The sequence below is a fragment of the Scytonema hofmannii PCC 7110 genome (genome assembly GCF_000346485.2).
GTDB lineage: Bacteria > Cyanobacteriota > Cyanobacteriia > Cyanobacteriales > Nostocaceae > Scytonema > Scytonema hofmannii.
In genome coordinates, this window is the sequence record NZ_KQ976354.1 from 6,613,037 (window position 1) to 6,635,258 (window position 22,222).

The 22,222-nt window shown below is 41.6% G+C and carries 21 protein-coding genes; 7 read left to right on the plus strand and 14 right to left on the minus strand.

The genetic code is table 11. From position 1 onward, the window contains the following. Nucleotides 1-11 precede the first annotated feature (11 nt). Both WA1_RS27495 and WA1_RS27500 read left to right on the plus strand, forming a co-directional pair. The gene (locus tag WA1_RS27495; RefSeq protein WP_017745617.1) at nt 12-446 is read left to right on the plus strand and encodes an element excision factor XisH family protein; all 435 of its coding nucleotides are present in this window, start codon (nt 12-14) and stop codon (nt 444-446) included. Beyond that, nucleotides 416-751 (plus strand): XisI protein, encoded by a 336-nt coding sequence (locus WA1_RS27500; RefSeq protein ID WP_017745618.1) that lies wholly within the window; start codon nt 416-418, stop codon nt 749-751. The genes WA1_RS27495 and WA1_RS27500 overlap by 31 nt, the downstream gene beginning before the upstream one ends. A 153-nt stretch (nt 752-904) precedes the next feature. Here the strand turns inward: WA1_RS27500 and WA1_RS27505 are convergent, their stop codons facing one another. From WA1_RS27505 to psbO, 4 genes are all read right to left on the minus strand, one after another. After that, complete coding sequence (locus WA1_RS27505; RefSeq protein WP_017745619.1) at nt 905-1,156, minus strand: hypothetical protein; 252 nt, start codon at nt 1,154-1,156, stop codon at nt 905-907. A 42-nt stretch (nt 1,157-1,198) separates the two neighbouring features. Next, nucleotides 1,199-2,092 carry a hypothetical protein gene (locus WA1_RS27510; protein WP_017745620.1) on the minus strand — a complete coding sequence of 298 codons (894 nt, stop codon included), beginning with the start codon at nt 2,090-2,092 and terminating at the stop codon, nt 1,199-1,201. A gap of 154 nt (nt 2,093-2,246) precedes the next feature. Beyond that, entirely contained in the window at nt 2,247-3,023 is a 777-nt protein-coding gene (locus tag WA1_RS27515) for an RNA polymerase sigma factor SigF (protein ID WP_017745621.1), read from the minus strand. Nucleotides 3,024-3,668: 645 nt separating this feature from the next. Beyond that, the gene (gene psbO / locus WA1_RS27520; protein ID WP_017745622.1) at nt 3,669-4,496 is read right to left on the minus strand and encodes a photosystem II manganese-stabilizing polypeptide; all 828 of its coding nucleotides are present in this window, start codon (nt 4,494-4,496) and stop codon (nt 3,669-3,671) included. 691 nt (nt 4,497-5,187) lie between these two features. On the opposite strand from psbO, the gene WA1_RS27525 reads away from it, so the two are divergent. Continuing rightward, nucleotides 5,188-5,565: a hypothetical protein gene (locus tag WA1_RS27525; RefSeq protein WP_017745623.1), complete on the plus strand. Its 378-nt coding sequence runs from the start codon at nt 5,188-5,190 to the stop codon at nt 5,563-5,565. 78 nt (nt 5,566-5,643) lie between these two features. On the opposite strand, the gene WA1_RS27530 is transcribed toward WA1_RS27525, so the two are convergent. From WA1_RS27530 to WA1_RS60325, 3 genes are all read right to left on the minus strand, one after another. Next, nucleotides 5,644-10,632, minus strand: a complete 4,989-nt coding sequence (locus tag WA1_RS27530) for a WD40 domain-containing protein (RefSeq protein ID WP_017745624.1) — start codon at nt 10,630-10,632, stop codon at nt 5,644-5,646. 198 nt (nt 10,633-10,830) lie between these two features. Further along, on the minus strand, nt 10,831-12,168 hold the full coding sequence (locus tag WA1_RS27535) for an ATP-binding protein (protein ID WP_017745625.1): 1,338 nt from the start codon (nt 12,166-12,168) through the stop codon (nt 10,831-10,833). Between the two features lie 495 nt (nt 12,169-12,663). After that, nucleotides 12,664-12,792 carry a hypothetical protein gene (locus WA1_RS60325; protein ID WP_272819243.1) on the minus strand — a complete coding sequence of 43 codons (129 nt, stop codon included), beginning with the start codon at nt 12,790-12,792 and terminating at the stop codon, nt 12,664-12,666. Nucleotides 12,793-12,943: 151 nt separating this feature from the next. Between WA1_RS60325 and WA1_RS27540 the strand changes: the two genes are divergently transcribed. Both WA1_RS27540 and ftsZ read left to right on the plus strand, forming a co-directional pair. After that, nucleotides 12,944-13,897 carry a cell division protein FtsQ/DivIB gene (locus WA1_RS27540; RefSeq protein WP_017745627.1) on the plus strand — a complete coding sequence of 318 codons (954 nt, stop codon included), beginning with the start codon at nt 12,944-12,946 and terminating at the stop codon, nt 13,895-13,897. A gap of 896 nt (nt 13,898-14,793) precedes the next feature. After that, on the plus strand, nt 14,794-16,092 hold the full coding sequence (gene ftsZ, locus WA1_RS27545) for a cell division protein FtsZ (protein ID WP_017745628.1): 1,299 nt from the start codon (nt 14,794-14,796) through the stop codon (nt 16,090-16,092). Between the two features lie 441 nt (nt 16,093-16,533). Here ftsZ and gshB read toward each other — a convergent pair whose 3' ends face one another. The 3 genes from gshB to hflX all read right to left on the minus strand — a co-directional run bounded on the left by gshB (nt 16,534) and on the right by hflX (nt 19,892). Then, a complete protein-coding gene (gene gshB, locus WA1_RS27550; RefSeq protein ID WP_017745629.1) occupies nt 16,534-17,517 on the minus strand; it encodes a glutathione synthase in 984 nt (327 codons plus the stop codon). A gap of 69 nt (nt 17,518-17,586) precedes the next feature. Beyond that, nucleotides 17,587-17,847, minus strand: a complete 261-nt coding sequence (grxC, locus tag WA1_RS27555; protein ID WP_017745630.1) for a glutaredoxin 3 — start codon at nt 17,845-17,847, stop codon at nt 17,587-17,589. Nucleotides 17,848-18,089: 242 nt separating this feature from the next. Further along, nucleotides 18,090-19,892, minus strand: a complete 1,803-nt coding sequence (gene hflX / locus WA1_RS27560; RefSeq protein ID WP_081402951.1) for a GTPase HflX — start codon at nt 19,890-19,892, stop codon at nt 18,090-18,092. A gap of 146 nt (nt 19,893-20,038) precedes the next feature. On the opposite strand from hflX, the gene WA1_RS27565 reads away from it, so the two are divergent. Both WA1_RS27565 and WA1_RS27570 read left to right on the plus strand, forming a co-directional pair. Continuing rightward, nucleotides 20,039-20,224, plus strand: coding sequence for a ribbon-helix-helix domain-containing protein (locus WA1_RS27565; RefSeq protein WP_017745632.1), 186 nt, complete (start codon nt 20,039-20,041; stop codon nt 20,222-20,224). A 23-nt stretch (nt 20,225-20,247) separates the two neighbouring features. After that, nucleotides 20,248-20,703 (plus strand): SMI1/KNR4 family protein, encoded by a 456-nt coding sequence (locus WA1_RS27570; protein ID WP_158516707.1) that lies wholly within the window; start codon nt 20,248-20,250, stop codon nt 20,701-20,703. A gap of 24 nt (nt 20,704-20,727) precedes the next feature. Here WA1_RS27570 and WA1_RS27575 read toward each other — a convergent pair whose 3' ends face one another. From WA1_RS27575 to WA1_RS27585, 4 genes are read right to left on the minus strand one after another with little or no spacing between them, the layout of a single operon-like run. Then, entirely contained in the window at nt 20,728-21,096 is a 369-nt protein-coding gene (locus tag WA1_RS27575; protein WP_017745634.1) for a type II toxin-antitoxin system PemK/MazF family toxin, read from the minus strand. Next, the gene (locus WA1_RS27580; RefSeq protein ID WP_017745635.1) at nt 21,089-21,427 is read right to left on the minus strand and encodes a DUF2281 domain-containing protein; all 339 of its coding nucleotides are present in this window, start codon (nt 21,425-21,427) and stop codon (nt 21,089-21,091) included. The genes WA1_RS27575 and WA1_RS27580 overlap by 8 nt, the downstream gene beginning before the upstream one ends. Before the next feature lie 6 nt (nt 21,428-21,433). Beyond that, complete coding sequence (locus WA1_RS60330; RefSeq protein ID WP_017745636.1) at nt 21,434-21,556, minus strand: TPR end-of-group domain-containing protein; 123 nt, start codon at nt 21,554-21,556, stop codon at nt 21,434-21,436. Next, entirely contained in the window at nt 21,553-22,044 is a 492-nt protein-coding gene (locus tag WA1_RS27585; protein WP_017745637.1) for a hypothetical protein, read from the minus strand. The genes WA1_RS60330 and WA1_RS27585 overlap by 4 nt, the downstream gene beginning before the upstream one ends. Nucleotides 22,045-22,222: the final 178 nt, after the last annotated feature.

Here is a 22,222-nt window from a genome sequence, read left to right on the forward strand (position 1 = left end):
TGGAGGCACAGGTGTCAGCAAAGGATAGATTTCACAATTTGGTCAAGTCTGCGCTCATTCGGGATGGGTGGACTATTACTCATGAGTTATTTCCAATAGATTATGGGGATGTACAAATGCAGATTGACTTGGGAGCTGAACGCTTAGTTGCTGCAGAGCGAGGGAGTGAAAAAATTGCTGTGGAAGTAAAAAGCTTTATTGCTCCCTCTACCATTTCTGAATTTCACACTGCCTTGGGACAGTTCCTCAATTATCGCTCTGCCTTACGTGCAATTGAACCCGAGCGGATTCTTTACTTAGCTGTTCCCTTACAAACTTATGAAGAATTTTTCCGGCTCAGGTTTATTCAAGAAGTGACCCAAGAACATCGGCTTAATTTACTAATATATGATGTGGAAAAGGAGGGGATCGTACAATGGATAAAATTGAACAGTACCGCCAAATAATTAAGCAAGTACTGATTGACCACAATCAGATTAAACCAGTTTACGGTGATATAGAAGTACACACTGTATTTGATAGCGAAGGAGATCACTATCAGGTAGTACGCTCCGGCTGGAATAAAAGTCGTCGCGTGTATGGTTCCCTCATTCATATTGACTTAAAAGGCGATAAGATTTGGATTCAGTACGATGGTACAGAAGTGGGTGTGGCGAATGAATTGGTGGAACTAGGGGTACCCAAAGAGGATATTGTATTGGCATATCATTCGCCGTTTATGCGGCAGTACAATGGGTTTGCAGTTGGATAGCTTCCTTCAACATTTTTGCCTTTAAGTTTATAGGCGGCTTGCATATTTTTACTCTGTGTTTCTTCTAAGATACTGATTACCTCAATAGTAGAATTACCCGATAAATTTATGCAATAAAAGTCATCAAAACGAAAAGGATAAAGAATGAAAGAATCATACTTTATCCTTTAGTTGACTTTGATAGTAGGTCAAAATTTGCCTTACTCTTTGTCGGCTTTGCAAATTAGAGCTTGAAGTATATTCAATCCACAAGCCACCAACTTGGCTTTGATTGTAATCAAACTCTTGTGATGTTTGGGGAATTAAGCTGACTTCTACTCCTTCCACTTGACGCAAATGAGCTGCTATCTCTCGATAAACGGCTAAAGGTAAACCAGCAAATTCAATTTTCTCTTTTGTCTCCATCTTTACTTAGCTCCGGTTGGAACAAATTTAGAGATGGGACTGCTAGGACATAGGACTTCCAATAGATGCTGTGGGTGCCTGCTTGTCCTTATCAGCCCCTTCTCCTACCATTCTGGCAACTTCTATACCATATTGTTCCAAAATTACGATAGGTTCGGAGCCTTCATTCATTTCAATGCGTTTAATTAACACTCCGTTTGCCAATCTCTGTCCTGCTTGTACGTATCGGCTTGTCGGCTCATTTGGGACTTTGATAATTGCTTGGGGTTCTCTGCCAATGAGAACTACACCTGTAACCACAACTGCTCTAGCTAATTCTGGTTGTGGTGGAGGTGGTGCCATAGCTGTTAAGCCCGGATTGGGTACAACTTGGGGTAGTACTTTAGGCAGCACTCTAGCGGTAGGCGGTTTCAGTTTCTTTTTTGGAAGAATTGCGATCGCACTCGATTTCCTCTTTTGCTGATTCTTCAAAAGATTTCTCTTTGCTGAATTCGTTTGCACTCTCGATTTTCCTGTCGATCCACGTTGAGGTATTTTACCAGAACGCAGAGGAGGCAATGTAGGAACTGCTCTGATTCTTCCTATAACTCCGGGATTAGATCCCATCCCAGGATACGAGCCTGTAATTTGTTCAAACGGATCGTTACGCCCTGTATCCACAAGACTTTGCCGTTGTAAACCATTAGTAGGTTGAATTAAATTAGCAGATGTTGAAACATTTGGGGAAGGAGGCTTTGCTGCAACCACTGGGTTGGAAAAGGCTGGCTTTGCTCCTTTAGACGGTACAGGTGGGGTAGCTGCTTGATTTGCAGGATTTGTTGTAGCTGGCGCGTCAGGTGGCGTGGGATTGGTAGATTCCTGTGTGCCTTCCGAAGAACAGGAGGCGATCGCCAGAGCTAGAATAGCTGCTATTGCGATTGTTAATTTTCTGACCATGAGTCGTTCTCAAAAGTTATTTGCTATGTCTCGAAATCAACATGCTTGACGTTTAGATTCAAGGCAAAGTGTGATACCGTTATAACCTAACTTTCCGCAATGCAAGAGTTTCTTTAAATACGTCATTGCTCTTCAAAGACCACAGGTAGAGATCTTAATCTTCTGCCACAGCCATTAGGTTTTTCAGTACATCCAGCCCTTTTTTCACCCTTCGAGAAACAGTGACTACACTGATACCAAGACGCTCTGCCACTTGTTTCTGCGTTAAATCTTGTAAAAATACAAATTCCAAGACTTCACGAGTACGGTTTTCTAACTGTACTAAAGCTTGTTGCAAGCGAATTTGGTCTTCTTGTGCTAGTTGAAAACTGCGGTAGCGATTATCTGGAACTAATTCTCCCAAACAGGTAGCTCCTTCTTCTCCATCCTGGATTGGAACATCCAAGCTGAGTGGAGCGCGATTAGCCCAGGCTAGTTTGATTTCCTGCCATTCGTCTACAGAAATTTCTAATGCCACTGCTAATTCAGAATCAGTAGGTTGGCGGTTGTATTTTTCTCGCCAAGAACGCGAAACTCCTATCGCCTGCTGTTGCAGTGCTAACCATCGTCGGGGAATTCGTACAGTCACACCTTTATCACGAAGGTAGTGTTGAATTTCGCCACGAATATAGGGAATCGCAAAAGAACTAAAGGCGTGTCCTTTTGAAATTTCAAATCTTTCAATAGCCCGAATCAAGCCCAAACAACCTACTTGGAGCAAATCTTCATAACTTTCATGACACTGATTCATCCAGTAATGAGCTTCCTTTCTCACAAGTCCAAAATTCAGTTGTACTAGCTGGTTGCGAACATTAGAGCTTCCAGACTGCTGGTATTCTCGCAACAACTGCCAAATCTCATGTTTCAGTTCGTTGGTGACTGTAGTTGGCATAGCACCGCATTAATTTGTTTAATAAAAAGTTGGGTACTCGTTGTTAAACTAAGCTGCAATTGTGTCTGGAAATTCAGCCTTTGTAGCCTACCTGGAATCTCTTGAGTACAAGACTCTTATAGCCACTAACAAGCAGACGACAAGGCGCGGCTTCCGGTGAAGGTAGCAGCTTGTCGCCAGACATGGGATTGTTTGCACATTGTTCTCCAATAGGTTAGGACTTTTGTAATAGCACACTTACCAATGGCGATAGCCGGGTACGGCTTGCGCTTCGCGAACGAACAATGCGGCTTAATTTAAATACGATGGATTTTTGGTTTTTTAGTTAACTTTGGTATGGTCGGTAGTTTTTAAAAACTACATAGAAATAACATAGAAAATTTGCTACCAAAATACCAACCGAAATTATACTGAATTCTTATAATTAACAATAAAAAGGGAGTGGGGAGTGGGGAGTCAATACTACTCGGATAAGGGGAAATTAGAACCCCGGTTTCTTGAAGAAACCGGGGTTCTGACACTTCAATTATCGTGAATATAAAAAGCGAGGGATTGGGAACTAGGGAGTGGTAACTAGAATCAAAAGTTCTCCTCCCAGTCTCCAATTTCCAATCCCTACTCCCTACTCCCTATTTTTAAAGAGAACTAGGCACGAGGTTCAAGCCGAGCATAGAACAAACCGCGAATTTTAACTTCTTCAGGTTCTTTCGCACCCAAATCTGTGTCTGAAGGCTGTTCGCTCTCGAAAGTACCTCCAATTTCACCAGTACCATTATCTACTTTTGCTACCTGCAAAGAGATTTTGCCTTTTAAAACATCAGTTCTCTTAACGTTAGCATTCACAAGTTCACTATCGTCTGCTTGAGCGGGGAGAGCCACTGCGTTATCATAACCGCTAGCAACACCGCGACCTTTGGGGTCAAGGAAAGTCGCACCACGATAAGAGGGCACTTTGAAACTACCTTCAAAATCCGTGGAGGTATTAATGCTCGTTAAGCCTGGTTGTGATTGAGCAACCAAACCTTTAACAGTGAATAAGAAGGGTATGCTTTCACCGCCAGGAAGTTTAACAGTGGCGGCTTGGAAGTCAAAACCATCTTTTTCTACAAAAGTAAGGCTACCATCGGAATTGACGTTCAGATCTCCCGAAATTTGGTCAAGAGAGTAAGTGCGGCGAGTTAACAATTTGCCACCAACATATTCTGCTTGTTGCCGTTTATTAAGTGGCTCTTCTTTTACAAAGAATTGGGTTGGTTCTAGGCAAAGTTCTTTGATGACATAAGCCCCTTTAGGATCGATGGGAATCGAACCGCGACTGGTTTCTGCTAGTTGCGGGCATTTGTTAGCCAAACCAGTTCCTCTAATTTGGTCATAGGTCAGGTAATCTGTACTAGAACCAGTTGGTTCACTACAAGCAGTTAAAAACCCCATGCATAAAGCCAAGATTGCCACAATTAAAGCGCGAAACCTCATGGTTAACCTCAATGTAAAAAATTATTAATTATGTAGTAAAACTGATGGCTAAATGTGCTTAACGTTTAGCTTTCTTTTCCTGGAGAAAACCCCCAAATAGCCCAAGCACAGCATCTTGACAAGATGTGTGGCTGTAGGATACTAGAAAAATCCACCGTTTTACATACAGCCCATTGTTGGATGGGCAATTAGCGAATCATCAGCCAGATCATACGATTTTTTTTAACTCAAAATCAAAACGTTTTAATTTTGAACTAGAATGCTGGGATCGCTTGAGTGCTTTTCCGGAGTCTTTACAGTATTCAAAGCAGAAAGCCCACAAAGTTGAAACACGAAGTGTGACGTAGTGTTTCAACTGTCATGCGCGGTGTGAGACGGACAGATTGCTCAAAGGTATAAAATGCAACGCTGATCTAAATAGAGCAGCAAATATACTAAACAAAGTAGCTACGAGGCTTGGGCTAGACCTGAGCCAGATAGGTAGGGGCGGTTTGACTCAGCCTGTGCGGATCTACGCATGAATCCCACGGCTTGAAACCGTGGGAGAAGTCAAAGAACAGTACTATAAAAGGGGAGCAAGAAAGTAAAAGCAATTCTCGCTCTATAGATTTATAATCGAAGCAAACGACTTGCGGTAAATTGAGGGGTAGTCCATACCGAAGGTTGAGACAGGTTTCCAACAGAGGTTTCAATGAGTCACAACGGCAAAGCAACCGAGTCAGTCAATTCATCAGCTAACTTGTCTCCCCAACTGCAAGCGATCGCATCTGCTGTAAACACCGCAGTGCAGGATTCGCAAAGCGACACTATTGCTCTTTTAGCCTTACTGCGACAGCTCGAGCAGTTACACCAAGAAATTCGGGAAGGGGCTTTCCAGCAAAGTTTGCCTGATAACCGTCAAGCACTCTATTCCCTGCTGCGTAATATTGAGGCTGAGGGTGGTTGGCCTTACATAGAGCGGATGAAGTTGCAACGCTTTCTAAAACATTTAGAACAAGAACCAACTGTTGACAATAGTAGCGACGGACTGGTAGTGGAAAGTGAAACCTCTTTGGGGAGTAGAGAGTAGGGAGTAGGGAGTAAGGAGTAGAGATTCTCTACGAACAATCGCTATCTTGGAAATTGGTCACTGGTCACTGGTCACTGATTACTGGTCACTGTTGTAACATAAATTTCGATCGCGCTGGTCAACATTGCGGTTGTACTTGAGATAATCACCTACCCAATAGCATCCCCGATTCAGCAGGTCATGAATATCTAAATTCCACAGAATAATTGTGTTGTCATCACTAGCGGATGCCAAAGTTTCACCATCAGGGCTAAAGCTAGTACCCAATACTGGGGCTTGGTGACCGTTAAGAATTTTAATTAACTTGCCATCACGACTCCAAAGTTTGACAGTACTGTCCCAACTTGCTGCAGCAATAATCTCACCATTTGGGCTAAAAGTCACTGCATTGACACTGTCGCTATATCCCTTAAGTAAAGTTTTTAACAACTTGCCATCCCACCGCCACAATCTAACAGTGTTGTCCCAACTCGCAGATGCTAGCAAATGGTCGGTAGGACTGAACCCTACACCCATCACCCAGCCCTCATGAGGAGAAAAAGTCTTGAGCAAAGTACCATCTCGCCGCCAAAGTTTTACCGTTTGGTCATCACTGGCTGAAGCTAAAACCTGACCATCAGGGCTAAAACTCACGCTATTTACCCAACCGTTATGCCCTTCTAAAGTGGCAAGCAATTTACCTTCGCGATTCCAAAGCTTAACAGTCTTATCTTTACTACCCGATGCCAATAACGTTCCATCAGGGCTAAAACTGACACTCATAACGCTATCACTATGCCCTGTGAGGGTTTTCAGCAAGTAACCGTCGCTTCGCCAAAGTTTGACAGTTTTGTCATAACTCGCAGAAGCCAAGATTTTCCCAGATGAGTCAAAACTGACGCTAGGCACTCTGTCTTTGTGTCCCGTTAAAGTTTTGTAAAGACGGGTTTCCATTCCACTGCCATGACGGTCTCGCAACCACAATTTTACCGTGCGATCGCGACTACCTGAAGCTAGCATTTTGCCATCCGGTCTCCAAGCAACGCTCAAGACTCTGTCGGTATGACCTTTCAAAATCGGAAGCCTTGGTGGTTCTAAACTCCACTGTTTCACAGTTTTGTCATAACTTGCCGATACCAAAAATTTGTTATCTGGGTTAAAAGCCACACTCGCAACAGCATCGCTATGACCCTTAAAACTCTTAATCAATCTACCGCTAGCACTCCAGAGATTGATAGTATTGTCATCACCTGCTGAAGCTAATTGTTTGCTGTCAGGACTGAAGCTAACACTCCAAATGGTAGAATTATGGTGCTGTAAAGTTTTGTCAAGACGAAATATTAAACCATCTTGATTATCGGAATCAGACCAACGCCAAAGCTTCACAGTTTTGTCCCGTCCAGCTGATGCTAGCATTTGACCGTTTGGACTGAAAGCAACAGAAGTCACCCCCTTTTGATGTCCCAATAAAGTCTTCATCAAACGACCATCTCGCCGCCAAATTTTTATTGTTTTGTCGTCACTTGCTGAAGCAATAAATTTACCATCAGGGCTAAAGCATGCCCAATTAACCCAACCTTGGTGTCCTTGAAGTCTTTTGGCTAAGCTACCATCAGTACGCCAAAGATATATACTTCCATCCTTGCTAGTAGAAGCCAGAATTGTACCATCAGGGCTAAAACTCACGCTATAAACCCAATCTTTATGCCCTTTGAGAGTTTTATATGGTAATAGATCAAAAGTTCCTGTGATTGAGTTTCTGCGCCAAAGTTTTACAGTTTTATCAAGACTGGCAGAGGCTAAAGTTTGTCCATCAGGACTAAAAGTTAAGCTGGTGATAGCATCACTGTGACCTTTAAGAGTTTGGAGTAAAAATCCATCACGACGCCACAGTTTTATGGTTCGATCTGTACTCCCTGATGCTAATAACTGACCATCTAGGCTAAAACTAACAGCCCAAACAATATCATGATGCCCTTCCAAACGGTTTACCTCTGTGACTCCGTAGACTGCTTGCTGTAGGGCTGTCACAACTCGCATCTGCGTATCTGGAAGCACATCTTGTGTTTGTTTCATTTTCCGAAACGCTCGTAAACTTTCTAGTAAAGCATCAAACTCTTTATTAGAGGCAAATAAAGCTTCACTTGCTGCGGTTAAAGCACTAATTTTTAAATTAGTTTCGCTACGCTCTGCTCGTAAAGTTTGTCGGATTGCTGCTCTTTTTTGTAAATGGGCGTTCCACCACAATCCTCCTATTGCTGTTAACAGCATGGTCAATAAAAAACCTACTAAACGTGCTTCTCGCAATCTTCTTTGTAAAACGGAATTTAGCTGCTTTTGAGAGAGCTTTTGAGCGACTTCAGCTTTGTTTTTTTGAAAGCGAATTTTTTCTAACTTAGCATTAATTTCATAATGATTTTTTTGGCGGATAGGTTCTACTAAATAATCATGAACTAACTGATAGCGATCGCCTGTTTCTTCACGTATTCTCAGCACTAGTCCACTGCCCACAAGAATTTCTAAAATGAGTTCTAAACTGGAGAAAAGAGAAGAAAAAGAGAAGTTGCCCTTATCCCCTACTACCCCACTTCCTCCTTCCTCTTGAGCTAGAGCAGATAGTAACTCAGTTTTAGTTTTAAGAGGTCGGATACCTTTTTCATGAGTTAACTCAAAAAGTAATTGCCAGCTTATATATTCATTTTCTTCTCCGCAATCTTTGAGAACTTCTTCTAGCCATCGCTGTACCAGTTTTTCCGAGCCTCCACAAAGCAGATACTCTTCAAGAGTTGTGATGTTTTCCGCTTGCAATTGAGCCCCTACAATTTGTAATTCAATTGGATGAACTTCATCAACTTCACCTGCTAAATCTTGTACTAATTTGTTAATTAATGCATCTTGAGCTTCATAATAAGAACGTTGGGTCAGACTTTTGATAATATTAATTGCATCTTGACTGGAAAATTTACTCAAATAGTATCTGATATCTTTATCAAGAATGTCTCCATTAATGATTCCTAAATCACAAGCATTTTTTTTATACTGACTGTAGCGTTCTAATTCTAATAAATAATGTAAATAATCTTCTCTCATGGAAAGAAGAACTTTCACAAAAGGCAGATTTAAACACTCAGACAAAAAATCGTAAAATTCTCTTCTGACTTGTGATTCTGTGTTAACAAAGAAAAATTCTTCAAATTGGTCAAAAATAAGAATAATTGTATAATTTCGATGAGTGGCAAATTTTATTTTTTTGATAATATCCAATATTGAATTTTCCGGATAGTCTTGGGTTTCATCACCATCAATTGTTAAATTAATATTATGAAAAATTGTTGCACTCCAATCATTATATACAGACAAACAAACTGTTATAGGAAGGCGATCGCCAATAACTTTTCGTTTTAATGCTGGTAATAACCCAGCTTTAATAATTGAACTTTTCCCAACACCGCTTGAGCCGTGAATAACTGTGAGTTTACAATCTGCACGAGTAATTCTTTCAATTAAACGATTGACATCTTGTTGCCTTCCAGAAGTGGCTATTTCCCGAGCAACTTCTTCTGGAAAAGAGGGAATTTCCTGCGAACTATGTATGGGATTAATTCTATAGCGTTGTGGCTGTAATTGACTCGCTCCTATGAAAGCACGAAAACCATACTGATGTTCTATTTGAATTTTTTCTTGTTTGAGCTTAAAAGCTTCTAGGTAGTTACGATCTTCAAAAAAGTAGAGAGAATGTAATTCTTTTAAAATCTCCAAATAAAGTGAAGGATCGTACTGCAACTCACAAACAATTTTTGCCCATTCCAAATTATTGACTGCTTCCTCCCACTCACCTAGATGTCTTTGGGCGCGTCCAAGCAACAGAAGATACCAACTCTCCTGCTGTCGTGAAACATCTAAAGCACCTTCCGCAATGTTTAATGCCTGACTTGCTAATTTATAAGCTTCCAACCAATTAAATTTAGAAGCATTTACAGCCGATAAAAAGCCATAATCTTGAGCAATTTGTGCTTGAGTACCGTAAATTTCGTGTAATTCTAGAGATTTGCGAGCTAGTTTTTCCAAGTCTTCCCAAGCTTGCAAGCTTTTCAGCATTTCACAAGCAGGCAAAATAAATTTGGCAATTAAATCTTTTCTTTGTATGGTATCCAAAATATTTAAACATTTTTGAAACCAGACAAGAGCATCTTGCCAGTTTCTTTTGCTGACAGAGGGGCATAAATCTGCCATACGAAGATAGCACAATCCCAAGTGAAATAAGACTATTGCATATCTTAAGAAATAAGGAGAGGGGGAGGATGCTATTTCCTCAATGCTGAACTGCTGCTGCCAAAGAGTTAAACTCTGTTGATAATGATATAAAGCATTATTAATTTCATCTCTAGCATAATAATCGCGACCTAAAACAAATTCAAGCCCTGCTTCCAAATCCGTCTCTAAGGTGACATTATAAACGCGAAGCAAATCCTGACGTGCTGATTCAATTTCCTTGCGATGCTGTGATTTTGGGTCTAAATCAAGGGCGGTATTGAGTAAAAATTTTTTGACTCCAGCTTCTACAACTTTAGTAAATAATGACTCTGTTTCTTTTCGCACCAGAGCCATTAAATCTTTTTGTGCCATTTCAAATTTTATGGTAGTTGCAGCCCAACTCTTAAAATCAGGTGCTAATCTTGAAAGCATCATTGCCACTTCATCTGTCAACCATAAAACCAAGGGAAAGGGAAAATTGTGAGCGTAAATATCCCTTGCTTGGTTAAAGCCTGTCAGCAAGTCTTCAATCAAAATAACTGACTCAAGTCCAAAAACCATTAAACCTGATGGAAAAAAGCCGATAGCAAGGTCAGAATTTTTTGGATAAAGCACTTGGAATAAAGTGCTATGTAAAGTTGTTGTTGATGGAGAAAGAACAACTTCTTGGACATATTTATCTTTATTGAGAGAACGGAAATCCATCATAATTTGCTCTTGAAGTTGCCGATAATTGCAACGAACTAAAATTAGAGCAAATTGACCTTGCGAAAGTGCGATCGCTCTTATTAATCTTTGTAGAGAACCTTGATTTTCGCTTTGATTCTCTTTCATATGTTAGTGGTTAGTGGTTAGGGGTTAGTGGCGTAGGACAGGCGTCTCGCCTGTTATCGTTAGTGGTTAAGGGTTAGTGGCGTAGGACAGGCGTCTCGCCTGTTATCGTTAGTGGTTAAGGTTAGGGACAAAGGGGAGTGAGGGAGAATAACTCATGCTCAATGTTCAATGACCTGGTCACTGGTCACTGGTCACTGGTTACTGGTCACGATTTTTCTGCCAAGTCAAAACTTTGTCTGTTTCTGCTAATGCAGGGCTAATGCCAAACCAGCGCCCTTGGGGGTCTCGGTATTCAAAAACAAACATACTCCGAAGCAATCTCTGATAATCTGACTCACCACTTAAGCTTTGTTGTTGTATAACTTCATACAACATTTGCCATTCTTCTTCATCAATGGCTAGCAAGAGATCGTCGCGATAGTCTTTAATAACAGCTTCCAAACAATCCTCTGAAAAAGGTGGATCTTCTCTTTGCAAGCAGCTATAAAGCAATCCTAGTAAGTTACGAATGTGACCGCCACTGACACGACACAGGCGATTGAGGGTTTCGGGTTTATCAAATAACTCTGTAATGAATTCCAGCCTCTGTAATGGTTCTGCTTCGGGAAAAGCTCTTGCTAACACAAGTTGTCTTAATAAAGACATTCCCGTTTCGTAATCGCTACCATCTCTTTGGCGCACAAGTACCATTGGTAAAACTTTGGGAGCAACACCACCGCCAAGACGATTTTTGAGTGTCTGGTACTCGTTAGAAAAAATTAACGACAGAGGAATTGTGTAAACAACGTGACATTTGAGTCGCCGGAGTTGTTCGCCGCGATCGATGAAAAGGTATTCTGGTTGCGATCGCCCGGATGCTACCGGACGCATATCGACTCTATCTAAATTGTCGATAATCACGACTAGCCCTTTTTGACCCCGTAACTTCAATTGTTCAATAGCCTTATCTAAGACTTCTTCGTTAATTGCTTGCAAAATGCTGTTGGTACGTGGTTCTAAGTATTGTCTCAATTGAGTTCGCAGCTGAGGGCTGTCTTTTGTTTTAGCACTTATTTTGGCGATCCCCAATGACAGTTCCGCCTGTGCTGACAAATCTATAGGGGTTTGCAAAAAATCCCCTATCTCTTTAAACAAGTTGGCAAAGTAACCAGGTCTAACTTTGATGTTTATTGTTTCCAAACTGGAACTCACCTGACGGGCTACACTCAGCAAAATATCGCTGACATCTATATCCGCCATATCTAAGTCTTGACTGGATTCAAAATACACTACGTGAAATCCAGCAAGTTCTAGTTCTGCCTTAAGTCTTTGCAACTCGGTTGACTTACCGCAACCAATGTGACCTGTAAATAACTGACAGGTCGGTTCGTCCGGGGAAATACGGGTGATTGTCCGTTGCAATTCCTCTACAATTTTACAACCGCGTACAGTAGAGAAGTCGATGTAGTATTGCCTGTCAGATGCGTCGCCCATAACCAACGTCTTACTGGGGTTACAAGCTTTGAAAAAGCGTGATAAATTCAATGTTGTTTTCATGTAGATGCAGATGTATTTGTATACATAACAAATTATCTCTACTTAAGTGTGCTGCATGATGTTACATACAATTTATACTTTTCTTAAAACAGTTATCCCGTTTCTTGGAGATTAGCTCTTAATATGGTATTAACTGTATGTTTGTAAAATCACCCATACTGTAGTAGAGATTTAGTTATCCCTGATGCACTAAGCCAATAATCCTTTTTACAGCTAATGTTATAGTTTTGACAAACTCTAATGTGCTGCTTTAGGAACTTCACCATAGTAGACGCTATACTTGATTTCTGATTTGTCAACCCCCATATGGTAGATAGTACATGATTAAATTATGACATGAAGCAGCAGAGAACAACATCACTTAGAATGTTCTAAATGTTACTTATGTTTAGAAAAAGAGGCTACATATCTTGGAGAAGATCGAATATGGCAAATTGGGAACTGGGCATTATGTTAGTAGTTAGTAGTTAGTAGTAATTCTTGTACCACTAACCACTAACCACTAAAAGTCATCATTGCCCATTGCCCATTGCCCATTGCCCGTTCCCAAATCAATAAGCAAATAAAAGCTATTTTGTCAATAAGTTGATTGTAGCTTTTTAATAACGAAATGGTTGCCATCATAAAATAGAAAGGCTACATTCAGAAACATTCCTGGCTACAAACCTCAATGAGTAAAAATTTAAAATTATGAAAATCAGGTGTCTCTAGCTAACATTAATATACAAAAGACGAGCCCAACAACGACTCGGTATGAAAGGGTAGAAGGGTTTTAATGGCTGGTATAGTATCAGTTTCCCGCGCAGATTTGCAAGGTCGTCGTAAAAAGTTACGTCAACAACGGCAGATGAAATTTATTCGGGCTGCTTGGCGAACTTTTGCCGTGAGTTCGCTAGCGAGTGGATTGCTATGGGTAACAATCCAACCAATTTGGGTATTAAAGACTTCTAAAGATATAGTTATATTAGGTAATCATCTACTACCTGACGAAGTTGTTCAGTCACGGCTCGTACTCTCTTACCCCCAGTCTTTATGGCGTATAGAACCTTACAGGCTTGCTGAGTCTTTAAAGCAGGAACCGACTATTGCACAAGCGACAGTGAGTCGTCGTTTGTTTCCACCAGGGTTAGTTGTCCAAATTGACGAGCGAGAACCTGTAGCGATCGCGGAGCGCGTAATACGCTCTAATTCTGCTTTACAGGATTGCCCCGTGCCTTCAACACAGGGGAAGAGCAGCCCAACTGATTGCCCAACAGAAGCGGTATTCGCTATTGCGCCGACTCGCACAAAGCAGGGAAATAAGGGTTCTATCAATAAAAAAGTATCTGTAGGGTTACTTGATGCCAATGGTGTTTGGATGCCTCTAGGCAAGGAGAAAGCACTAAATCCAAATGTACAGTTACCCAAGCTTAAGGTTATTGGTTCCCCAGAGCAGTACCGCCCGTATTGGACTCAACTTTATCAAGCTATTACCCAAAGTTCTGTTCATGTTCTGGAAATTGATTTTCAAGACCCAACCAATTTAATTTTGAAAACAGAATTGGGAAACGTGCATTTTGGAGCACCCAACTTTCAACTCCTTGAAAAAATCAAGGTATTGGCACAGATGCGTCATCTGCCAGCACAACTGAATCCCAGCCAAATAGAGTACATTGATTTAAAAAATCCTGACTCTCCCATAGTACAAATGAACCAAAAAAAGCGGTTGCTTAACGCACCCAGACCTTAAAAAAATTACTGTGTTTGATGTATAAAACACAATTAATTATTAGAGAAGTTCTATGCTGATAAGTATAGAATTTTTGTTATTCGGTGTCACTAATGTAAAAATAAACGTAAATTTCTCATTAAAATGGAAGAAAGAGTCGTAAAATCTTCCATTTTGGTAGAAAACGGCACGTTGTTTTTTACCCTAACATCTCAAGACGGGGTGCATGATGTTAGAGAGTCCGATTGTAGCGTTGGGTCTGGAAAGCGCCTGCAGCTTACCTAGTATTCATCTTAAGTTGCAAGAATCCATAATGGTAAATCCTACTGTTCAAATGGTGATGACAAATCGAGAGACCTGCCACGGCAGGTCTTTACAAATTATGCACTTATTTCAGGTTTGTACGTTACGCAATAACTTAAAATTACTTCGAGGAGGCAATATTGAAGCTCTCAAGGTTTTGAGACACTAGTGGAATAAGGATTTTAAAATTTTAAATAATTGAAATTTATCCCAAAAAACCTAGTGTACGAAACGAGAAGCAGAAGAAAAATTATAGTTCTCCTGGGACAAAGTTCGTTTCTGATGTCAATCACTAGCAAAAATACGGAGAAATTATTGGAGATACCAAAGGTATACTAATCGAAATCAGCTTTCATTACAGTGAATATATCGATGTAAAAGTGGAAGTCATCTAAGTCCATTTTAGGTAAACATAGGTATACTTCACTTTTAAGATCGCTGTGAGCTAGATGCCATAATGGTAAACCCAAGAGCTAGCTTTCGTGCCTCCAATTCACTCGCCGGGTTGGAAGTAGAGAGAAAAAGCAAACAATGCCATATATTGTGGCAGCCTCAGACTACTACTAGGTGAATAACACCTGAAAAAGTCGTTTATCTACAAGACCGCAAATCCAATGACACTTGATAATAACCAAGGGCTTACCTATAAAAACTCACAGTCACCTGGACAATCGGGGTACTCACTGTCCACCAACTCAACCAATCCCTTCAGCCATTCCGTGGTAAACTTTAGTCAAAATCATGACAGCAAGAAAGTCGAGCGCGAAGATACCCGCATGGGCGACATTGTTCCTGGTCGAGTTGCCAATATCAAAGTTATTGGTGTTGGTGGTGGTGGTAGCAATGCTGTTAACCGCATGATTGCGTCCGATGTGATAGGGGTAGAGTTTTGGTCAATTAACACCGATGCTCAAGCTCTCACCTTGACAGCAGCTCCAAGCCGTTTGCAAATTGGACAGAAATTGACTCGAGGTTTGGGTGCAGGTGGCAATCCAGCAATCGGTCAAAAGGCAGCTGAGGAATCGCGAGACGAAATTGCTAGGGCTTTAGAAGGTTCGGACTTGGTCTTTATCACTGCGGGAATGGGGGGTGGAACAGGAACTGGTGCGGCTCCAATTGTCGCGGAAGTCGCCAAGGAAATGGGTGCTCTGACCGTGGGTGTCGTCACTCGTCCGTTTATCTTTGAAGGACGCCGACGCATTCAGCAAGCAGAGCAAGGCATTGAAGGTTTAAAAAGTAGGGTGGACACCCTCATCATCATCCCCAATAACAAGCTGTTGGAAGTGATCCCCGAGCAAACACCCATGCAAGATGCTTTTCGTTATGCAGATGATGTGCTGCGTCAAGGCGTCCAAGGTATATCTGATATAATTACTATTCCTGGCTTGATTAACGTTGACTTTGCCGATGTCAGGGCTGTCATGGCAGATGCAGGCTCGGCATTGATGGGGATCGGTATTGGTTCGGGTAAATCAAGAGCAAGAGAAGCGGCGATCGCAGCCATTTCTTCGCCTTTATTAGAAAGTTCTATAGAAGGGGCTAGAGGTGTTGTTTTTAACATCACTGGTGGTAGCGACTTAACCTTGCATGAAGTGAACGCTGCTGCTGAAACCATATACGAGGTAGTCGATCCCAACGCTAATATTATTTTTGGAGCCGTGATTGATGACAGGCTGCAAGGAGAGGTGAGGCTGACAGTCATTGCGACCGGTTTCACAGGTGAAGCCCAGTCCGTACCGCCTCAAAATGTGAATCAACCTAGAGGGGTAGTAGCACCTCCACCTCCAGGAAGGCGACAAATGCCACAAACACCACCTATCAATCCGCCATCACCTATGTCCGAACCGAAAGAAAAACCAGGATTGGATATACCGGATTTCCTTCGCAGCCGCCGTCCACCTCGTAATAACTAAAGAGTTGTAAATTTATGAATGCAATCTGGTTAAGAGATTTTAAAGATCTCAACTGATATCTTTAATAATTTGGATTGAGAAAACCTTACCTGACTTATACCATTTTGGATGAGTAGATTTTAGATTTTGGATTGAGAAAGCCTTTCTGTGGATTTAGTCTCATCCAATTATCTGTCACATTCTTTTTTCAAATTGGTACTATATTTTATTCGTTAAAGGTTTTGCCAATTACGGTTATCGAGGTTGTAGGAGTTTTTCTACACCTAACCATTTTCTGCTTACTTAGATTTTTTTGGCACCCAGTACTGCTTACTGTAATTTCCAATGTTTTTCGCAACCGTATAGGTTTGCCAGGGTGTCTTTGGAAATTACGCTGGATAATTAAAAACTTCTCACTACCAGTTTGACTGAAGGAGAAGTTACTACCAAAATGCTTGTAAACTATTTTTTATTTTTGTTTACCGCTTGCTCGACCCATTGAATCACCCGTTCTCCAAGGCGAATTCCGTCCAATCGGTCTATCTCTCTGACTCCAGTGGGACTGGTGACGTTAACTTCGGTAAGGTAACCGCCAATAACGTCAATCCCAACAAACATTAAACCTTCTTGGCGTAAGGTATCAGCTAGTTGAACACAAATGTCAAGCTCCCTAGAAGTGATTTCAGTCTTGGCAACTGTGCCACCTGCAGCCATATTATTCCGAAATTCACCACGGGCAGAGAGGCGGTTAACAGCACCAATGGGTTCACCATTCAGTAAGATAATACGCTTGTCTCCATCTTTTGCCTCACTCAAGTAGGTTTGCACCATCACTGGAACGCGACTTTGGAGGGTACTCAGTTCGACTATGGAGTTGAAATTGCGATCGCTCGGTTCTAAGAATAAAATTCCCTCTCCTGCTTTGTTCCCTAATGGTTTGAGGACAGCCGAACCTTTAGCTTCTACAAACTGACGAATTAACTGCTTATCAGCAGTCACAATAGTTTCTGGAATTGCTTGAGTGAATTGAAGGGCATACATTTTTTCGTTTGCCGCCCGAATACCTCTTGGAGTGTTGATCGTTAAAGTTTTGTTTTGGTCGATGTAATCTAGAATGTAAGTCGCATAAAGGTATGCGGTATTGACAGGTGGATCGGTTCGCATGAACACGGCATCCATTGTTTCCAGGCAAAGGAGCGTGCCAGAAGTATCGATCAATTTATACCAAGAGTCCGTTTTTTGATAACGTCCCTCCACCAATTGCACTGGTACCAGTTCTACCCGTTGCAGAACTGCCCAAGCTTTGCCTTCTACCACAGCAAGTAAGTTAGCTTGAGTGATCCAAACCTCATGTCCCAAAATTTGTGCTGCTTCCATTAGTGCAACACTGGTATCGTGACAAGGATCGAGCTGGTGGATGGGGTCGATAATAAAAGCCAGTTTCACGCTTTCTGCCTCAAGTGAATTGTAAATTATAAATTATGAAACGTTTTATCATTTAGAATTTATAATTTCTTAGGAGGCCAGTAGCTCGTCTAACTTTCCTTGAGAGTCTAGGGCGTGGATGTCATCGCAGCCCCCAACATGACGGTTGTTAATGAAAATTTGTGGCAGCGATCGCCTTCCATTTGACCGTTGAGCCATTTTATTCCGTGCTGCTTCATCTCCATCAATACTGTATTCAGTGAAATGAACTCCCTTGTGTGTCAGTAATTGTTTAGCACGGATACAAAACGGGCAAGTTCTCCAAGTGTAAATTTCTACTTTTGCAGTCATAATATCCTCAGGGTTTATTAATATTTCTTAATTTTAAATTGTAGTGGTTAGTGGTTAGTTGTTAGTTGTTAGTTGTTAGTGGTGTAGGACAGGCGTCTCGCCTGTCGTTGTTAATTGTTAGTAGAGGCGCGAGGCATTGCGCCCATACAGTAGTGGAGTGGGTGGACATCTTACCTGCCAAATTGAGTGGGACGGGCTAGGAGCGACATCCCACTCAATTGAATAAATTATTGGGAAACTATTTAGCAGGAGGTAGCATATTGCACTAACTGTCCCAGCCTTTGACGCAGGGTTTCCAATCCCAAGCGGTTGCTTGCAGAAATAAATACTGCTAAAGGAAATTCTTCCCTTGCAAGTGCTAGGGTCTCACTATCCGCTTGGTCAATCTTATTAAAAACAACCAGGGCTGGACCGGGAGTGACTGGCATTTGAGCCAAAATATCTCTAACCGAGCGTATGTGGCTTAACCATGCAGGATGGGATAAATCCACTAAATGCAATAGGGCATCAGCTTCTGTGACTTCCTCCAAAGTGGCACGGAAGGCATCCATCAGCGATGCAGGCAATTCGTGTATAAATCCTACAGTATCGGTTACCAGAATCTCTTGAGTGTCACCACTCATCCCATGAGGAACAACCAAGCGGCGCGTGGTGGGATCGAGAGTGGCAAATAATTGGTCAGCCGTGTAAACTTCAGCGTTAGTTAAAGCATTTAATAAGGTAGATTTACCAGCATTGGTATATCCAACAATAGCGATGGACGGAACTTCTTGATGTTGCCGTCTTTGGCGCAATCGTTCTCGGTGTGCTTGAAGTTGGTTAACTTCTTGCTGCAATCGGGCAATGCGTCGTTGAATAGCACGGCGTTCCGTTTCCAGCTTAGTTTCACCAGGACCGCGAGTCCCAATACCACCCCCTTGTCGGGACATGGCTTGACCTCTACCAGTCAAACGCGGCAGCATATACTCTAACTGGGCTAGCTCAACTTGTAGTTTCCCCGCACGAGATTGAGCGCGTTGAGCAAAAATATCTAAAATAACTTCCGTGCGGTCCACCACTCGAACCCCAATCTGAGATTCCAAATTGCGAATCTGAGCGGGTGAGAGATCGCGATCAAACACGATCAAATTTGCTCCCAAAGTTTGAGCAGTTAAGGCAATTTCGTGTACCTTACCTTCACCGACTACTGTCTGGGGATGGATGCGCGATCGCTTTTGTCTCATGTTCTGCAAAACTTCTCCGCCTGCAGTATCCACCAATCGCCCCAGTTCTTCAAGGGTATCGTGGAATTGTTGAGTCGTTAGCTCATCCGTCATCACCCCAACAATCAGAACGCGATCGTGGTCTGTGTCTACATCTTGGGCGACATATTCCCGTCGGAACTCGGATTCGAGTCCTTCCACTAACTCAATGAAGTCCTGTTTTGTCAGCATATCCAAGCTCAAAGGAGGTGATATGCTCCAACTAGCACTCCAATTAGCAGGTGTAAGGTTACCCTCTTGTCCTTTCGGTTCCTCATCGCCCCCTTCAGAAGAAGAAAGATATGGAGCAGCCGTTCTCATCGCCGGACTGGTGATGAAGGCACGAGCATCTTGGGGTGCTAAGTGAGCTAAATAAGCTTCCTTAACGTATCCAGTCGCACCACCACCTCGCCGTTGAAATCCCGTTCCAGTCACATTGAGCATGACAAGGGCATCCAATCGTTGCAACGCCATAGAAGTCAGCGCCACTTCATTAGGCGGTTCTGACTTCAAGTGAGTCGCAATGCAACGGATACCGCTCAGTCGTTCAGCACCATAACGCGGCAATTCCAAAGGTGGAATTTGCGTTTGACGTGGTGTCCCGACCCCTACGCGGATCACTTGTCCGCGACGGTTGAGGTAAGTACACACGGGCTGATTCATTTCGCTACTAATAGCAGCCAGTCGCTGGGAAAACTCAGGCGTAGTGATGCGATCGCCCGGTATGCGCTGGTGATATAGCCGCTGTAGTTGTTTCAGCTGGCTCGATTTTAAACCTTGGAGGTTACCGAAAATAGTCTCGATAAGCGCCTTTGACCAGTAATGGTCCCCCGAATCCTACTCTTACCATTTTACATCACGCTTTGAGGTTGCCAACTGTTTGCAATAAGAGTTCAGGTGCGGGTATCCGACTATTATGCTAGCATAACAGCAAATTGACTTTTTTCATCATGGGAACTCGAATTAATAAACGCACCCATAGCGATTACACCCAAAGTGCTGCTTACTTACCCAAGGATTTAGTTAAAAATTTCAAACAGCTAGCTATTGAATTAGAAATAGGTCACAGCGAAGCGATGGAGCAAGCTATAAGGATGTGGTGTGATGCGGCTATGAAAAAGGTAAGTCAACGTTGATGAGGTATCCTACAGCTAAACAAATGAATTTATCTTGTCAAATTCTTCCACCAGAACCTTGGGAACCAAAGAGACTTGAGGAGATTTTAGAGATTAAGTTACCCGAATCAGTACAGCAACTTTGGAATAAAACGTCAGAACTACGCTTGTTTGAAGATACTACCTATGGTCAGTGGGGTCTTATTGTGTGGTCGCCCTATCAAACAATTGAAGAGCAAGAGAAAAAGATTTCTCAAAGATTGGAAGATTTTCGAGTATCAGATTTAATTCTAGGAGAATTTTTAGGAGATTCTGAACTGTTGGTACTCAGGTGCAATGAACAAACACCAGATTTTGGAGAAGTAATGATTGCTTTGCCATTAGATGAGCGTGAGGAATGGTATAAGGCAGCAAGTTCTCTAGAAGAGTTCCTGAGTAACTTTATAGCAGCTAGAGGGGAAAAGTTTTGGGAAAATCGAGCACCAGTTGTAGTTTCTTAATGCCAACTATCTTTATCAAAGCAATCAGTCAGTTGTGACTTCAGGAGAATAATCAATACAGATGATTAAAACTGCTAGTAATTTCTGCATAACCTCTTCAGACACTATTCCCAAACGTCGGACAAATCGCTCAGTTGTCACGCTCCGAACTTGTAAAATATTCCCTGCTGAATCAGAGCCTAAACCATTGTCATCAGTTGGCTGAATAAGAACCATAAAAGGGCGATTTTGAAATTTAGGTTGCCAAGTTGCTATAGGCACGATTATTCGCATTGGAATAGTATTCAACATATTAGAACTAATTACAATAGCAGGTCGAGTTTTCTGAATTTCTTGTCCTCTAGTTGGATCGAGTTGCACAAGCCAAATTTCACCTCGTTTGGGACTATTCATTTTCAGTATCCCAGTCTTCGCTATCCAAAACAGAAAATTCTGTTAATTCTTTGTCTTGAATGAAATCTTCAGATGTAAGAGCTATATAAGGTGCTAGTATTTTGTGACGTTCTTGCACAGGTAGCTTAGCAATTTCTTGCATAGATAGCTGTTCTTGTTGGTCAATTGTTGATAAAATACTATCATTTAAATCTTCGTTACTAATTGGTTCGATTTTTCTTACTTTTTGCACGAGAAATTCTATAAAATTTAGTACTTCCTGTTGTTGTTCATTTGGAAGTACCCGTAAATTATCCAAAATTGCTCGTTCAATGTTAATTATTTCTGACATCTAAATTTACCTTTCTATTTTAGAAATTAGTGATTGAAAGCGATCGTCTTGACGAATGTTGTCAAAATCAGAATCATTTTTTGCCATCTCTCGATATTCTTCGGGATTAAGATTAATTGCTGTTTTCAAGTTTTCAATTGCCTGCTCAGTATTAGTGTCTCTACTTCTAAAGTTTCCAAAGATACTGGGGTAGATAGCAAATCTTTTAAGTCTTCCCATTGCTCTCTTAACCATTTTAGCAAAGGTTCAGGTCGAGCAATATTGCGGAGACTTTCTAGCAAATGTCGCGTACAAGCCAAAAGAATATCAGTATACTCAGCATCTTCAGGTTCAATGTCCTGATCGTCTGCTGCAAAATAAACTACATAACAGCCATAATTATCTAAATACCTTTGGAGCCGCAACAGTTCAGTTGATTTTCCTGCTCCACGATGACCAGCATAGATCTGATATGTCATACTGTTAGAATACAAAATTTCTCGTCCTATTTCTTCCTTAATATCGCCATCTCCTCGTACCTCTTGACAGTCAACATAAAGTGGGTCTCCATCTGGTAAAGGTCGAGACGGATCAAAAGCGTTAAATAAACGTCTTAAAATTGCAGTTTCTTGCGCCATAAAATAGAAATTTCCAATAGAAATCTATGATACAGTCATCTTATCTGATTTGTAGCAATCGACTGTGCCCAGAACGCCGACTTCTTGAAGAAGTCGGCGTTCTAACTTTTCATAACTGATTTAGGACTCAATATTACTCGGATAAGAATTTTTGTGGGTTAGGAAAACTCTTGGAGAA

Coding starts and splice junctions, on each gene's coding strand:
- WA1_RS27500 (WP_017745618.1), top strand. CDS start 416: ATGGATAAAATTGAACAGTACCGCCAAATAATTAAGCAAGTACTGATT.
- WA1_RS27505 (WP_017745619.1), bottom strand. CDS start 1,156: ATGGAGACAAAAGAGAAAATTGAATTTGCTGGTTTACCTTTAGCCGTT.
- WA1_RS27510 (WP_017745620.1), bottom strand. CDS start 2,092: ATGGTCAGAAAATTAACAATCGCAATAGCAGCTATTCTAGCTCTGGCG.
- WA1_RS27515 (WP_017745621.1), bottom strand. CDS start 3,023: ATGCCAACTACAGTCACCAACGAACTGAAACATGAGATTTGGCAGTTG.
- psbO (WP_017745622.1), bottom strand. CDS start 4,496: ATGAGGTTTCGCGCTTTAATTGTGGCAATCTTGGCTTTATGCATGGGG.
- WA1_RS27525 (WP_017745623.1), top strand. CDS start 5,188: ATGAGTCACAACGGCAAAGCAACCGAGTCAGTCAATTCATCAGCTAAC.
- WA1_RS27530 (WP_017745624.1), bottom strand. CDS start 10,632: ATGAAAGAGAATCAAAGCGAAAATCAAGGTTCTCTACAAAGATTAATA.
- WA1_RS27535 (WP_017745625.1), bottom strand. CDS start 12,168: ATGAAAACAACATTGAATTTATCACGCTTTTTCAAAGCTTGTAACCCC.
- WA1_RS60325 (WP_272819243.1), bottom strand. CDS start 12,792: ATGATGGCAACCATTTCGTTATTAAAAAGCTACAATCAACTTATTGAC.
- WA1_RS27540 (WP_017745627.1), top strand. CDS start 12,944: ATGGCTGGTATAGTATCAGTTTCCCGCGCAGATTTGCAAGGTCGTCGT.
- ftsZ (WP_017745628.1), top strand. CDS start 14,794: ATGACACTTGATAATAACCAAGGGCTTACCTATAAAAACTCACAGTCA.
- grxC (WP_017745630.1), bottom strand. CDS start 17,847: ATGACTGCAAAAGTAGAAATTTACACTTGGAGAACTTGCCCGTTTTGT.
- WA1_RS27565 (WP_017745632.1), top strand. CDS start 20,039: ATGGGAACTCGAATTAATAAACGCACCCATAGCGATTACACCCAAAGT.
- WA1_RS27570 (WP_158516707.1), top strand. CDS start 20,248: ATGAATTTATCTTGTCAAATTCTTCCACCAGAACCTTGGGAACCAAAG.
- WA1_RS27575 (WP_017745634.1), bottom strand. CDS start 21,096: ATGAATAGTCCCAAACGAGGTGAAATTTGGCTTGTGCAACTCGATCCA.
- WA1_RS27580 (WP_017745635.1), bottom strand. CDS start 21,427: ATGTCAGAAATAATTAACATTGAACGAGCAATTTTGGATAATTTACGG.
- WA1_RS27585 (WP_017745637.1), bottom strand. CDS start 22,044: ATGGCGCAAGAAACTGCAATTTTAAGACGTTTATTTAACGCTTTTGAT.